Consider the following 13744-nt stretch of genomic DNA (forward strand, 5'->3'; position numbering starts at 1 on the left):
CGCTAGGCAAGGGACGCGATAGGCGCGCGCCGCCCGATCCCTATTCTGGTTTGCGAATTCGGCGCCCGAGGAGGCCATCGTGATGACACTGCACAGGCTGAAATCCATGGCCGTCAAGACATGCGCTGCCCTTATCGGATGCGCGGCAATCGGTCTGCCTGGCCCAACCGCCGCCCAAACCCCCATGTGCCTGCCAGTCTCGCCGGCGGGATTGGACACCGGGGTGAGCTTCCAGGGCAGTTCTTTCGGGAGTGGCAGCTTTACCGGCGTCACGGTCACCGAGCTGCGCGTGCCTGGCATTTCGGCCACGATCGCCAACCGCGCAGGCGGCGTCTTGTTCGACGGGCCGCTCTTTGTCGGCCAGACGATCCCGCTACCGACTTATTACAACCTCGTCTGGACCGGCACGGGATCGCGTACGCACATGCGCGCCGCCTGCCTCACCTCCAATTTCTGACCGGTATTGGCCAAGGAGACCCGCCATGAGAAAACTGCTCAAACACAGCCTGATGCTTGCCGCTGCTTCTGTTTCCGCCACGCTGGCGAGCGCGCCCGCCGATGCCGTATCCCGTCCCGGGGCGATCGCCTGGGGCGCGGCGCCAGCCGACTTCGTCACATCGCTTTACAACGGCGTTCTGGGCCGGGCGCCGGAAAGCCCCGCGGTGGTCGCGGCCTGGGCGGCGCAGGTGACATCCGATCCGCGTTCGCGTCTCGATGTCCTATCCCGTTTCATGACATCGGACGAATATATCCGTCGATACGGCCGACCCGGCGGCACTTGGGGAATTTACTGGCAAGCCAGCGGCAACACGGTCCGCTGGAGAGCCTCGGCCAGTTCTGGCGGCTGGCACGCACGGCGCACCGGCATTTCTCAAGGCTATGCCCGGGCGCTGGTCGGCTATTACAACACCTATCAAAGCCGGCGCTGAACAGGCCGTGATGCACAGGAAAACGGCGTCCGGAATCGCCGCCCTGGCCTTGTTGCTGGTGATCGGCGGGCTGGCAGGGCTAGCGATGCAGCCGGCTCCGTCAGAAGCGCGGACCTATGCGCAGAGCGGCGGCATTAACAGCAGTCAGCTCCGCTTTTGCGAAAATCAGCGCAACGACCGCTGGGTGACGCGCCACGCGCCCAACGACCAGACCTTCTTCCATCAGGAAATCGGGCTCGGCGAGGGCAATTACACGCTGAATATCCGGCCCAACGGCCGTTTCCGCTTTAACGCCTTCGTCTATGACGCCGAAACCCGGCGCTATCTGGGCGGCGCACGCAATGTCGGCGCCTATACGCACCGGTTCAGGGCTGGGCCGTATGACGGACAGTTTCTCGTGCAGCTGGTCAAGACGACGCGCGGCTGCACCGGTTGCACAGTGACCATGTCGCTCAACGCCTATAATTGCCCGCGCCAGCCGCGCGGCAATAGCCGTGCGCCGCTTTGCCCGCCCAATAGCTGCTATGACAGCGGGTTGCTCGGCACCAGCGGCTGCGTAAGACGGCCGGGCGCCAATGGTGGCGTGTGCGGGACGCCGGGAAATTGAACGTCGCATCGTCTTTTCTCAAAGCGCGACGCCCCAGATCGTGACTCTTCAGCGATTGCCTTTGGACGCACACAGTGACTCTGATCTCGGTACTGGCAACCGCGCCTCACTAGACCGCATGCAACGCGGCGTGCGCAGAATTAGCTTCTGAGCGCAGCCAAAAAGGGGGGAGCAAATTGTGCCGGCTGGTATAGTTTCGTCAATGGCTGAGCCATTCCTGGTCCACACCACCTGGAGGCTCGATCATCCGGTGGACGAGCTCAGACTTGTGCTGGCCGATCCACTCGCGATTACGCGATGGTGGGCACCGGTTTTTCTGCATGCGGAAACCGTCGCTGAAGGAGATGCCGAACGGAACGGTTACTCAATGCGTTGCTTCACCAAGGGGTTTCTGCCGCATTCGTTTCAATTCGTCGCGCGGATTGCAAATGTGGACGAGGATCGCCTGGTCATCGAAACTCAAGGGGATTTTGATGGGGTCGGGACGATCGCCCTCTCTTCCACCGGTCCCGGAACCCAAGCCGAAGTCACCTGGTCCGTCACCGTCAGACAACCCTATTTGCAGCCCTTCCTGAAGATCCTCAAACCCGTTTTCGTCTGGAATCATCGCTGGGCGATGCGGCAGGGCCAGAAAGGCCTTGCGCGACTTATGCAGGAGCGCCGGGAGAGCCCTCGAAAGTTCCAGCCGGATGCACCCACATTTCCGCATAATCTGAAACGGTTCAGAACGCCGCAACGGTGGAGAGTCTGACGAGGTTGCTCGATCGTATTGCGAGCGCGCCCCTCACCGCGCCTTGGGCGATGCTCGCGATCGTCATTTCACTCATCGCAATCGCTTTGGCCGGCATGGCGCAACTGAGTTTCGACGACGGCACCCGATCGATCTTCCGCTCCGCGAACCCGGAATATGCGGCATATGTGGCGCATGTGGACGAGTTTGCGCAATCGGATACCACCGCGATCATTCTCGCCGAATCCGACGAGCCTTTCACCGCAGCGCAATGGGCATGGCAGCGCGACTCCATAGCTGCGATCCAGGCCATCAGCGGTGTGGAGGCCGTTTTTTCGGGATTCGGTGTCAACACCTTCCACCCCGAAGCGGGCGATGTCAGCACGATGCCGGCCGAAGAGCTGGCGGGCCTCCTCGATCCCCCGCGGGACGGAAGAGCCGGTAGCAACTATGCCGCCATCGACCAGCCGCTTGTCTCCGAAGATAGACGATCGAGCGTGATGGTCGTCTCGCTCAGCGATGAGCTGCAGGATCTGGCAACGGCAAGACCGGTGCTCGACAGGCTGCGCACGGTCATGGCCGGTGGCTCTGCGCATGATCTCGATGTCCAGCTCACCGGCATGGTGCCGATCAGAGAGTGGATCATCGACGGAGTGACGCGCGATCAGATCGTCATCAACCTGGTCGGGATAGTCTTGGGCTTTGTAATATCGTTGATTCTGTTTCGAAGCTTCTGGATTGCTGCTTTGAACGGGATCGCTCCGGCGCTTGCCTTGTTCTTGTCACTTGGCGCCTTCGGTCTGCTCGGGTTCGAGATCAATGTCGTTCGCAATGCGCTGCCGGTGCTCATCTTGGTCCTGGCGATGGCCGATTGCATTCACATGACTTTCGAGTTTTGCGAGACCTATTCTGAGACTGAAGACGGGAAACAGGCCATCGCAGCAATGGTGCGCAACATAGCGCCGCCGTGCATCCTCACATCGCTAACCACGATGATCGCCTTCGCAAGCCTTTATTATTCGGATTCTCCCCTGATCCAGTCGTTATCGCTAAGTGGCGTTCTGGCCGTCGCGATTGCATTGCTTGTCGTGCTCTTTGTCCATCCGCTCATCTTCGTTCTGGCTTTGAAATTCGGGCCGGCCCGGGATGCCTTCCTTCGGTCGCGCCGCGGCATAATCGGCGGCCTGCCGACCCAATCCCTCTTCACCTGGATCGTGGCCCGACCCTATCGGATCGCCGCTTTGGGGACCGCGACGGCCATTACAGTCTTGGCGATATTCCTCCCTCTCAAAACGGATTTCCGCTTTTACGAATATGTCGAGGAGGATGCGGAAATCATCGGCGCGCTAGAGCGGGTAGAAGCGATTGCCGGTCCGATGCAGTCGATCGACATTCCGCTCCGGGTCGCGGGCGGCGAGTCGGGCATCACGACGTCGGCGCTTGACGATCTGCGCAGGGTCCACGCCGAATTGGCGACGCGCTTTCCCGATCATCCGGTCCGTTCGGCCGCCGATGTTGCAGAAGTTCTGGAGGCGCGGGAAGAATGGCCAAGCTGGAACAATGTGCAGCTGGCCCTTGCGTCCTTGCCTGCCGTCGTGTCGGACTCCCTCGTCAGCCGCAGCGGAGACACCCTAATCATCCGGCTGATGACTGCAGACAACCATGCCGAAGAGACTCGCGCGCTCATCGAAGCAGCGGATGCGGCTGCAGCGTCGGTCTCGATCCAATCCGCGAGAGTAGAGCCGGCGACCGGCCTGACCGTCCTGGCCGCCAACCTCTCCGATGCGATGATAAGGCAACTCGCCATCAGCTTCCTGATTGCGGCCTTGCTGTGTCCGCTGATTGTCGGACTTTGGCATCGGCGCTGGCAATATGGAGTTGCAGCAATCCTACCCAACCTGTTGCCGATCGTGATCGTTGGCGCCTGGTTGCACTGGATCGGCTGGAACCTTCAGTTCACGAGCGCGCTCGGCCTTGTGATCGCCTTCGGCATCGCCGTTGACGACACCGTTCATGTGCTCAATCGCCACCGTATCCAAGAGGCCGCCGGCGCGGGCAAAACGCGGCAAACCGTTATCGTGGGTGCCATGAACCGCGTTACGCCGGCACTCGTGACGACCACTGTGATCCTTATCGCTGGCCTGATAGCGTCCTTGTTCAGCACCATGCCAACCGCGCGCTTCTTCGGCGAGATCTGCATGACCGTATTCCTGCTGGCGCTGGTCGCTGATCTCATAGTGCTGCCTGCAATGCTCAGCATTTTGGAACGTCAGCGATCGCAAGAGCGATAGCGCTAAGAGATGGCCGATCAACTGGGCATCGACCAATCCACTTTGCTCAAACGAGAAAACTCCTGACTGCGACCCGTCGCTTCCGTATCTGAAGATACCCGGCGAATATCCGCTTTTGGGCCGGAACCGGACGGTCCGGTTTTGCGGATTGGGAACGGGGAGGCGGACGATTATCGAAAACAAACTACCGTCCCGCACTGGATTTCATCAAGGCAAGAAAATGCTAACCTACCCGGCCGTTAGGAAGCCAAGTGAAGTCAGTTTTAGCGCTACGTCAGACGGTCAAGGTTCGGTAGTCCCTTTTGACGAACTCGGCTTTCATCTGGCCATCGCTTCGATCGACCAGCTTACGGACCAATTCCTCTGTCTCCGAGAAGTTCTGGTGGTTCTTTCCGCCTGGCGCAAGATCGTCCGAATTGGTCGAGAACCAGAATGTGAAAGGCCGCCCGTCGGCTTCCGGCGCGAGGGCCCGTTTCGATTGCGGGCCAAGCCTGGAATCGTATAGTATCTGGATGACCTCTGGTTCCGGATTGCCATGGCTGCCATCGCCGCAGAACACGTAATGATCCGCCGAGACGACCTGCGCAAAATCCTTGTCCGTGTTGTGCTCGGAGCCGTGATGAGCAACCTTGAGAACATCGAGGTGCAGGTGCCCCTGATCGAGGAAACCCGTTTCCTTGAGACCTGCAAGCAGGACGTCCTGCTGGGTATCGCCGGTCAACAAGCAGCGCTTGCCGTCCTCTTCGACCATGAACACGAGCGAGGCCACGTTTGGGGCGGTCACGCCCTTGAAGGTGGCAATCCCGTTCCAGTCGCGCAGGTCGAATGGCGAGCCGTCGTGGTCCCCTGCGGCAAACCTGTCCAGCTGGTCCTTGACCTTCTTGCGCACCGCTTTGACGCCATTCCTGCCCGCGCTGCTCTTTAGCCATTTGTTCCACCCATCGCGCAGGTCTTTGAGCGCCTTCTGCGATGGCCCGACTAGTGTGAAATCAAGTGAGCCGATTGAGAACATAACCGGCTTGGCGCGCCGGAAGAGCAATTTTGCCGGGCCGTCATGGCCGGGCAGGACATTGACAGGGATGTCGAGGAGATCGGGCTTGGCATAACGTGAGACTTCCAGGGCCTCGCGGATCGAGGATGCAATATTGGCCACTTCGTGCGCCTCATGAATGAATTCCTCGACACCTGTAGCATAGAGCGCGGGTACCGCCGCAGCGAGTAGATCACCTATCGCGTCGGCATTCTCGCCAACCTGGTCGCGAAAGGAATTGTGCCACAGAACGTCGATATCCGGCGGACGCGGGAAACGCGGCTCGCGTATCCTCGTGTCGCCATTACCCTCGTGAAAGTCGTGCACGCGCCATTCGAGCGCATCGCGCAGCAGCTGGAGCACGCCTGAAATATGATCTTGGTCGATGTGCGACACGTAGATCGCGTCGAGCTTGCCGCCGTTGTCGGCGACCAGGCTTGTGAGGGGGCGGCGGACATGCCTTTTCATGCTCTCGTAGAGCCCTCCATCGCACAAAACATTGTGACCGTCGGCCTGAAGGAGGAGGCAATCGCCGTGGCTCGATTTGAAGATTCTCAGTTTCATCTGCTCGCCCTCAATCCAAGTCGGTTCGGTCTGTACGGCTCGAAAAACCCGCCGCTTCGAGGATGGCCGCTTCCGGATCGATTCTGCCGAAACCTGCATCGTCGACCCATTCGAACGTGCCGCCAGGTAGCGGGCGCGCGGTGCGTTGCAGGATACCGAGGCACTGCAGCGAATTGATTGGACCGGCGGCGGCATTCATCATCAGTCCGATCACGCCGGCGACATAGGGACTGGCCATGCTAGTCCCCGACATAGATGTCCAGCGCTTGCCATCGACTGCAAAGCCATTGGCAGCAACGATATCGGTTCCCGGCGCAGCGATGTCGGGTTTGAATCGCCCGTCCCGGGTCGGGCCCTGGCTGCTGGTGATGTTCATCCGGTTTGTCGCGATGTCATAGTTCGACACCGCGATCGTCGCGCGACCACAGGCGAGCGAGGAAACCGAATGGCTGTCGACATTGCTGCGGGGAGAAAAGAACGAAGGGAACCGGAAGAACCGCTGGCCTTCATGAATGCCGATCTCACGCGGATCGTCGCGCTCGATCCAGCAATGGTAGCGCCCGTTGCGTACCTCTTCACCGGTCAGCCGCACCCTCCAGATACCCGCACGAATGCCACGGATCTCTCCCGGCTGCAGGTTGGGAGAGAGATAGATCGAAATGTAGTTGCCGCCGTTCCCGGGGTGGAACAGCTCGTTGTAGATCGACACTGTCGTGCCGTCGCTTAAACGCTTGTTCTCGATGAACTCCTGCGCCCGCACCTTGAGCCACTCGGTCTCTCCCGGCGGCAGGAGCTCGACATCGAAGCGGTCCTGCGGGCTGTACCAGATCTCAAGCTCGTTCTCTGATATATCGGCAATCCCGTTGCCGACAACAACCCATTCGAGTTCGGATTCGAGGCCGCGCGCCTCAATCCGCCCGTTTGTGTGAATCCGGCCCATGATCCAGCCGACATCCTCGTCATGCTCTGCCTGCTCCTGCCCGGCATTGCCCGCCGCGAGCGTGATCGCGCGGCCTGGCAGCGAAAGCGCATTGTCAAACCAGCGGTTGGTCCCGGCAAGCCCGTCATGGGCACCGCCATTAGTTCCCAGGCTCACGTTGATCGAGATTGGCTTGCCCTTGTCCTTCGCGACATCAAGCAGATATTCGATCGCATGGACGAGCCGGCTCGAGTCCGAGAATGTCTGTCGGCGGCGCTCGAACTCGCCGTCCGGCATCGGAACATCGACGAGGACACCGACGATCTCGGCCTTGGGGCATACGCCCTTGTTGCCCGCCGCGATACTCGCGACATGGGTCGCATGAGAAGAGGGAGCGCGCTGCGACTGCGCCTCGAGCAGGACGGCGGGGAGATTGCCTGATGCCTCGGCCGCAATCGCCGCATTGAGCCGCTCCCTAGTCAACTCGCTGCCGTAGCCAAACCTTGCGGGCGCCGGACGGAAATCGCCGCCCTGGTCCCATATCCGTTCGAACCGAGTGTTGCCGTCGCGATCGAGGAAATCAGGATGGGCGAAGTCGAAGCCGCCCACATCGACTATGCCGATAATCACGTCGCTTCCATTCTTGTGGAGACCGCGTTCCCCGATCTGGCGCGGCGTAGGGCGCGCAGCGGGAGAGGCGTCGGGCACGTCGAGTTTGAGGGCTTCGGACTTGTCGATGAAGGCGATATCACCATCCGCCTGAAGCTCACCGAGAAACGCAATCGGCACCGTCGCCGCGACCTGGTCGCCGCGGGTCACGACGCGCGCCGCCGCACTCGGCGCGCTGCGTTCATCGAGCGCGGCCTCGCAAAGCTGGCGGATTCGCTCGATCGCCGCGCGCTTATCGCCTTCGTCATCGCCGCTGCCGCTCGCAACGACGTCGATCATGACGTTTACGAACGCCGTTTCGGCCTTGGGCTCGTTTTCTATCTTCGCACGTTCAGATAGTTCGCGGTCGCGCAGGACTGCGCCATCTACTTGCGCGATACTCGAGACGTCCTGCAACGACGCCTGCAGGGCAGCGACGTCGATACCGTCGACTAGTTCGTTGTTGGAGAACTCCAATCGAGGTCCGGTCGCGACCTGCGTGGACATTTTTGAGCGGCACGCATTCACAGCGCCGCTACCATTCGCAATCACGCGCAATCGGGGGTGAAGCCGAAATATTTCCTTTTCAAGATCACTCATCGAACTTCCCCCTCTCATTGAAGAGTCAAGAACATCATTTCAAAGCAACCTAGCATATTTTCCGCGCTCGTGATTACTCTCTCTTTCTACTCGTGGTGGGCCGGAAGGAGACCGTCCGGTTTGGACCCTAGCAGACATAGAAGCGGACAATCGGTCCCCGGCCCAACATCTACCGCGCAGCAAAGCGCTTCATTCTTCTCAGATGCGTAGTTTCGCAACGCCGTCAATAAAGACTATCTGTGGCGCCCCCCAAACCGGTTGCTCAAAATGGGGTAAGGTCGAATGATGTCCCGTAAAATACGCCAATCTTGAATTCGCTGTCATTGCTCTCGTCCTCGAATCCAAAGCGGATACCGGCGACCATTCCACTATTCGTGTTGCTCACTAGGAAAACCGGCACATCGATGGAATAGTCGTTGGACAGGGCGTCGAACTCGAAGCGCGGTGCAATAGCCAAGCGTGGCAGCAATCCTCCCTCTGCGAGATCGAACTGCCGGCGATATTGCGTTCCGAGAATAAGGCGCTCGACGCGCGAAGGACCGGCAAAGGCACCGGTCGCGCAGGTCAGGAAATCATTGCCGGCGTCTGCTTCCGGACGGCACCGCGTAGTCGATGTCGCGGCCTCGTAGGTTCGCTGGAAGTTGCTTTCGAAGAGCAGCGAGCTGCCGCGCGAAGGGAAGTAGATCAGGCCGGCGCCGGCAGACAGCGAAACACGCTCGGCAGTGTCCGCAGAGAACGTGGTGTCAGGGAAGAACGAATACTCGTTGTACCCAATCGCGCCATTGAACGTGATGCCATAGCTCCCGGCGATGATCTGGTCGAAGATGGCGTCTGCGGCAACCTCCTGCTGATTTGCGTCCATGTAGCGGTCGGCAAGGACCGAACTCAGCTCAGTACACCGTTGCGGCTCTGCACGATTGGCCTCGACGCATCTCGCGCGTGCCTGGTCGACACTTGGCAATCCATCGATGGTCCCGGCGTCCGGAATACGCCCGAAATAGATTGTGTGCCGAAACTCGGTCTTGAGTCCCGAGACAAGGCCGTCGAGAGTGGCAAAACTGGTGTCGCCGCTATTGCTAGCAGGCGCCGACAGGCTGACATTGGTCACGTCCTGCTGATAAGTATTCGGAGCGTTGCAGGGATCATTGACCCCGATGTCCATACCGGAGGAGAGGAGACAATTTTCGATGCCACCGGCATAGCCCGACCGGAACCGAGAGCTGCTGAGCGATATCGCAACGCGCCCGCCATCCTTGCTCGCGGTTATGCCGACGGCGGTCCCTCCGCCGCGCGCAGGAGCGCCCTGGCTGCCATCGGCAAGAAACGGAAGTGGCTCGGCAGTATCGAACGCGGCGTTCACGCGCCTGTTCACGGTCTCGCGACGTAGGTCGAAATATGCAGACATGGCCTCGCCATCCGTCCGCGAGCGATCCGCCGCGGACGGGATCCGGGCAGCCGATTGCTCCGCTACAACCGGAGCATACGGATCTACTGGCGATGATTGCTCTGCCGCATTGCCCCCCGATCCACCAATGCGGTCAAGCTCGGCTCGGTAGAGGAGGTTTTGCGCTCGCAGCTCGGCGATTTCAGCCTGCTGGGCCTCGCTTTGCGCGAGGATGGCGTCAAGCCGCGCCTCAAGCTGCTCGATGCGTGCAGTGTTCTCCGATGTCGACTGCGCGATCGCCGGTTGCGAGACCGAAACGAGCAGGCCAGCCAAGGCGATCTTCTCAAAGGTGCCAGCCATCATACCGTCCCTCACCACTATTTTGCAGGCTTGTCGGCCTTGCGACGCACCGCGATCTTGCTTGTGTTGACCCACGCGCTCTCTCCAGCGGGGACCTCCACCGAAAGCTTCTTATATTCCTCGCGGGTGAGATCGCCCGTGGGCGTGCAGATGTAGATCGCAAATTCCTTGCTCACTGCGGCGAATTCGACCGCGGCCTTGTCGCCCGCGTTGCCATTGCAGGTGAGGAGCACATCGTAACAGGCGTCTTGCTCGATGTTGGCCGTGATTGCTTTACCGTCCGGAAAGTCCGTCAAACGCCCCTGAATACTGAAAACGACTAACGCACCTGTGGGCTTCGTCGGTGTGAACTTGATCTTCCTAAAGTTCGCCAATTGTGCCCCTCGCTTTTTTTTGATTCTCAAGAATTATCACAGTAATTTATCATCATTGCAAGAACCTTGAGTTGAAGCATTATTTTGCAGTTTTGTCGCCGTTCTTGAACCGTCTCGGTTATTGATTGATGGCTCGAAGTTAGGCCGAAAGCGGTCCGTCCACTATTGGTGGCTCGAACGTGAAAAACGGACAATCAGCTCTCCGAGCCAATTGCGAACATTGTTTCCGTCGACAATTAAGGGGCAACGCTTTGCTGGCCTGTTCGAGTCCCAACGGATGCGGCTCAAACCTAGATCGTATTCATCGCACGGTTTCTAAGCGATTCGATTTCATCTATACTAAAGTTAGATGAGGGGGGCGACTATGAACTATGTCCTTTCCAGAATAACTCTGTTTGGTCCAGGAAGCGGACCTAGCGATACCGTTTTCCGATTCGTCGTTTACACCGCTCTGACTGGCCTCGCGATCCTGTTTGTCATGGCGCTTGGCCAGGGTAGCTTTGATGCCGTCGTACGATTCCTGTTTATCGGCCTCCTGGCCGCAATCGCGGCGTTTTGCGTCGGAGTCCTGTTGGGACTCATCTTTGGGGTTCCGGAAACAACCGGGCGCGTATCGATCGAACCTGCCGATGCCGCTGCCGGCAATGGCGCTACGCGCGAAACATCGGACTGGTACTCTGACAACAGCGCGCTTGAACGCGTATCGATCTGGCTGACCGGTGCGATCATCGGGCTTTCACTCGTCAACTTTAACAATTGGGTGGAGCGCTTCGAAAGCACCGCTGAACTGATCACAAGCGAAATGGTGGTTGCAGCGCCCATCGAGGACACTACGACGAGTACGGGGCAAGCAACTAGTGCAACGGAGAACCAGCCAGGTGCTAACGGCGCGCGTGCCGATCCGGAACCACAAAGGCACAAAGCGCTCGGCGGACTGATAATGGCGGCGTATGCACTGCTGGGATTCTTCGCCGGATACCTATGGACTCGGCGCTACCTACCAAGCGTCCTTGCAGATGCCCGTCGTGCCCAGCGCAGACGAATCCGCGAAGATTCCGTCGAAGCAGGCGAACTCGCCAAGCGGGCAGCCGAACTCGGCAACCAGCAAAAGAAAACGTCAGGTAGCGACGCCAGGGAGGAAGCGGAGAAGGAAGCGGAAAAGATGCGGACATCCGATCGCCAGTTGGCGATAGTCAGTTCGCAAATCGAGATGAGCCAGCAGAGTTTCGAAATTTTGTCGCCCGGCTCCGTTCCCGACGATCCCTGGAAGAACGTATTCGGAGGCAGTGCAAGCGTAAACGGTGTGACTCTGTCCGCCAATGTCTATCCCAAAAAAGGTGATGACGAACTGTTTTCGATCGAAGTAAAATTGGCGATTACAGAGACCCTCCGTCCCGGATCCAGCCCCGCAGGCAGCCTAGCGCGGGTCTATCTCCACCCAACATTCCCCAACTCGATCCGCGAATACACAATGGCGCCCGGAAGAGACCTGTTGTCGATCCCGCTCATTGCCTACGGCGCCTTCACCGTCGGGGTGCAGCGGCTCGACAATGGTGATCTGCTAGAACTAGACCTAGCCACATTACCGGATGCCCCGGCAAAGTTCCGAATGACCTGAAAGTGGCCTTTCATTGCAAATGACGCGATAGACCCTTAGCTCTGTAAACAAGCCGGGTTGCAGCGAGGCACCCTGTGAAAAGTTCGGCTTTGGACCGAGGCGGCCCGGGCCGACGCTGTTGCAAGACCCAGCTTCGGATATCACTGGAGAGAATTGCGTCGTTCCTTTCGGCGCCCAAGACCGGGAACCTCCGATAACTACCCGCCTCTCGGTCAGTAATCGATGGCCGCGGTTGGGGCCGGGACCGGACGATCCGGATTTGGATTGTATATACGCGCTAGTCGACAAACCGATTTCTACCTACGGCACATCGACTAGATTCTTGCCTGGGTCAGATTAATGCAGAAATATAGAAAGCCCTACTTACCGTGCGTAGAGGCGTTGGGGAACTCGCCGACTTCAAACGGTTCATTGACGAGGAATATATTCACCGTTCTTCTCCCCTCCTCTTCCCAATGTCCGAAGCCCGAATGTCAATTATTCCTAGCCTAACGGATATCTCGGTTCGGGCCACCCGCTAGGCGGCGCAGCATCGGGCAAAATAAAGCGCCGGATCACTTGATCGCACGCGGCATAACCCCAATTGATCAATTCAGCCTGTTCGCGTTCATCAAACCGGTCGAGCCGCGTCCTAATACGGGCGAGCTGCGACGTTATTTCAAAATCGGCTGGAAGGGCGCCGCGCAAGTCACCCGCCGACCAGTCTTGATCAATTCCCCAATATCCGAATCGCCGACGATTCACCCGGGCATCCGAAAACAGCAGCCGCTTTCTAAGTCCGCGCGATTGATCGGTTGCAATGTCCAACACGCGTTTGAGCTGCTTCGTCCAAGGTGCCGATCGTTTCTGATCGTACGCGAAAGGCGCGCCAGCATCGCTCGCCATAATCGTCTTGAAGGAGTCGACGGTTTCAAGACCGATATTGTCATAGGCCCCTCCGTCGGTCAGAACGAGTTCACCATTGTAGAGAGGATTTCCGAAAAGATCGGCGCCCTCGAACTCCGACCATTGGTCCGCCTTGGTCTTGATCCGAACCGGCGACAGGACCGGCGGAAAAGCGCTGGAGGCGGCTACGGCCATCGAAACGCGCACATCTTTGGGAAACGGAATCTCGCCTAAGCGATAATCGGCTATGCGTTTCTTCGAGAGCCGCACCATACGGCCCGTTTGCAGATTGGTCGCCTTGAAAACGAACTGTGGAAAATCGGGCAAATCCTCCAGCTGCTGGTCTTCCATCAGATATTTATCGTAAAATTTCGCAAGCTTCTCACCGATTGAGCGGAAAGGGTCGATCGATCCTCTAATGATGACCGATCGATCGACATTCATCCGGCAAAATGCACGCAGAGGCCCGGCGACCATTTCATCGAAGTTCGTTACCCTGCCCTGAGCATCAAAAATCAAATCTCGCCATTTTACCGCGAGCCGACCGGCCGCGATCGATCCGCCCGAAACACTGGCGATGCGTTCGATCTCCCCGAGCAGCCCAATTTCGTTCAAACGTAGGAGCGCGCCGATGTGAAAAAGCGTTGCACGGAACCCGCCACCTGAAAGGGCCAAAGCCGGTTTGTTTCGATCGGTTTCGCGCACTATTAATCTCTGAATAGCGTCAGGTCGCTCGTATATTTACATCTGTTTTGGACGTAAATTATTGCCCTTTTATCGATTCTTACTTCGATCACTTAATATT

General features: G+C 58.8%; 11 protein-coding genes. 6 read left to right on the forward strand and 5 right to left on the reverse strand.

The annotated features are described in order from the left end of the window. Nucleotides 1-223 precede the first annotated feature (223 nt). The 5 genes from ACTS1Z_RS14460 (at nt 224) to ACTS1Z_RS14480 (ending at nt 4557) form a co-directional block, all read left to right on the forward strand. A complete protein-coding gene (locus ACTS1Z_RS14460) occupies nt 224-457 on the forward strand; it encodes a hypothetical protein (RefSeq protein ID WP_442625176.1) in 234 nt (77 codons plus the stop codon). A 25-nt stretch (nt 458-482) separates the two neighbouring features. Continuing rightward, nucleotides 483-929, forward strand: coding sequence for a DUF4214 domain-containing protein (locus ACTS1Z_RS14465; protein ID WP_442625177.1), 447 nt, complete (start codon nt 483-485; stop codon nt 927-929). A gap of 10 nt (nt 930-939) precedes the next feature. Then, nucleotides 940-1536: a hypothetical protein gene (locus ACTS1Z_RS14470; RefSeq protein WP_442625178.1), complete on the forward strand. Its 597-nt coding sequence runs from the start codon at nt 940-942 to the stop codon at nt 1534-1536. Nucleotides 1537-1738: 202 nt separating this feature from the next. Continuing rightward, nucleotides 1739-2287, forward strand: coding sequence for an SRPBCC family protein (locus ACTS1Z_RS14475; protein ID WP_442625179.1), 549 nt, complete (start codon nt 1739-1741; stop codon nt 2285-2287). Between the two features lie 5 nt (nt 2288-2292). After that, complete coding sequence (locus tag ACTS1Z_RS14480; RefSeq protein WP_442625180.1) at nt 2293-4557, forward strand: efflux RND transporter permease subunit; 2265 nt, start codon at nt 2293-2295, stop codon at nt 4555-4557. 274 nt (nt 4558-4831) lie between these two features. Here ACTS1Z_RS14480 and ACTS1Z_RS14485 read toward each other — a convergent pair whose 3' ends face one another. The 4 genes from ACTS1Z_RS14485 to ACTS1Z_RS14500 form a co-directional block, all read right to left on the reverse strand. Then, a complete protein-coding gene (locus ACTS1Z_RS14485; RefSeq protein ID WP_442625181.1) occupies nt 4832-6151 on the reverse strand; it encodes an MBL fold metallo-hydrolase in 1320 nt (439 codons plus the stop codon). 10 nt (nt 6152-6161) lie between these two features. Then, nucleotides 6162-8225 carry a S8 family serine peptidase gene (locus tag ACTS1Z_RS14490; RefSeq protein WP_442625182.1) on the reverse strand — a complete coding sequence of 688 codons (2064 nt, stop codon included), beginning with the start codon at nt 8223-8225 and terminating at the stop codon, nt 6162-6164. Between the two features lie 355 nt (nt 8226-8580). After that, nucleotides 8581-10065, reverse strand: a complete 1485-nt coding sequence (locus tag ACTS1Z_RS14495; RefSeq protein WP_442625183.1) for a hypothetical protein — start codon at nt 10063-10065, stop codon at nt 8581-8583. Between the two features lie 14 nt (nt 10066-10079). Then, nucleotides 10080-10466 carry a hypothetical protein gene (locus ACTS1Z_RS14500; RefSeq protein WP_442625184.1) on the reverse strand — a complete coding sequence of 129 codons (387 nt, stop codon included), beginning with the start codon at nt 10464-10466 and terminating at the stop codon, nt 10080-10082. A 334-nt stretch (nt 10467-10800) separates the two neighbouring features. Here ACTS1Z_RS14500 and ACTS1Z_RS14505 point away from each other — a divergent pair, with 334 nt between their 5' ends. Further along, entirely contained in the window at nt 10801-12054 is a 1254-nt protein-coding gene (locus ACTS1Z_RS14505) for a hypothetical protein (RefSeq protein WP_442625185.1), read from the forward strand. 483 nt (nt 12055-12537) lie between these two features. Here the strand turns inward: ACTS1Z_RS14505 and ACTS1Z_RS14510 are convergent, their stop codons facing one another. Further along, complete coding sequence (locus tag ACTS1Z_RS14510) at nt 12538-13644, reverse strand: patatin-like phospholipase family protein (protein ID WP_442625186.1); 1107 nt, start codon at nt 13642-13644, stop codon at nt 12538-12540. Between the last annotated feature and the right edge of the window lie 100 nt (nt 13645-13744).

Source organism: Parasphingopyxis sp. (assembly GCF_052168295.1).
Taxonomy (GTDB): domain Bacteria; phylum Pseudomonadota; class Alphaproteobacteria; order Sphingomonadales; family Sphingomonadaceae; genus Parasphingopyxis.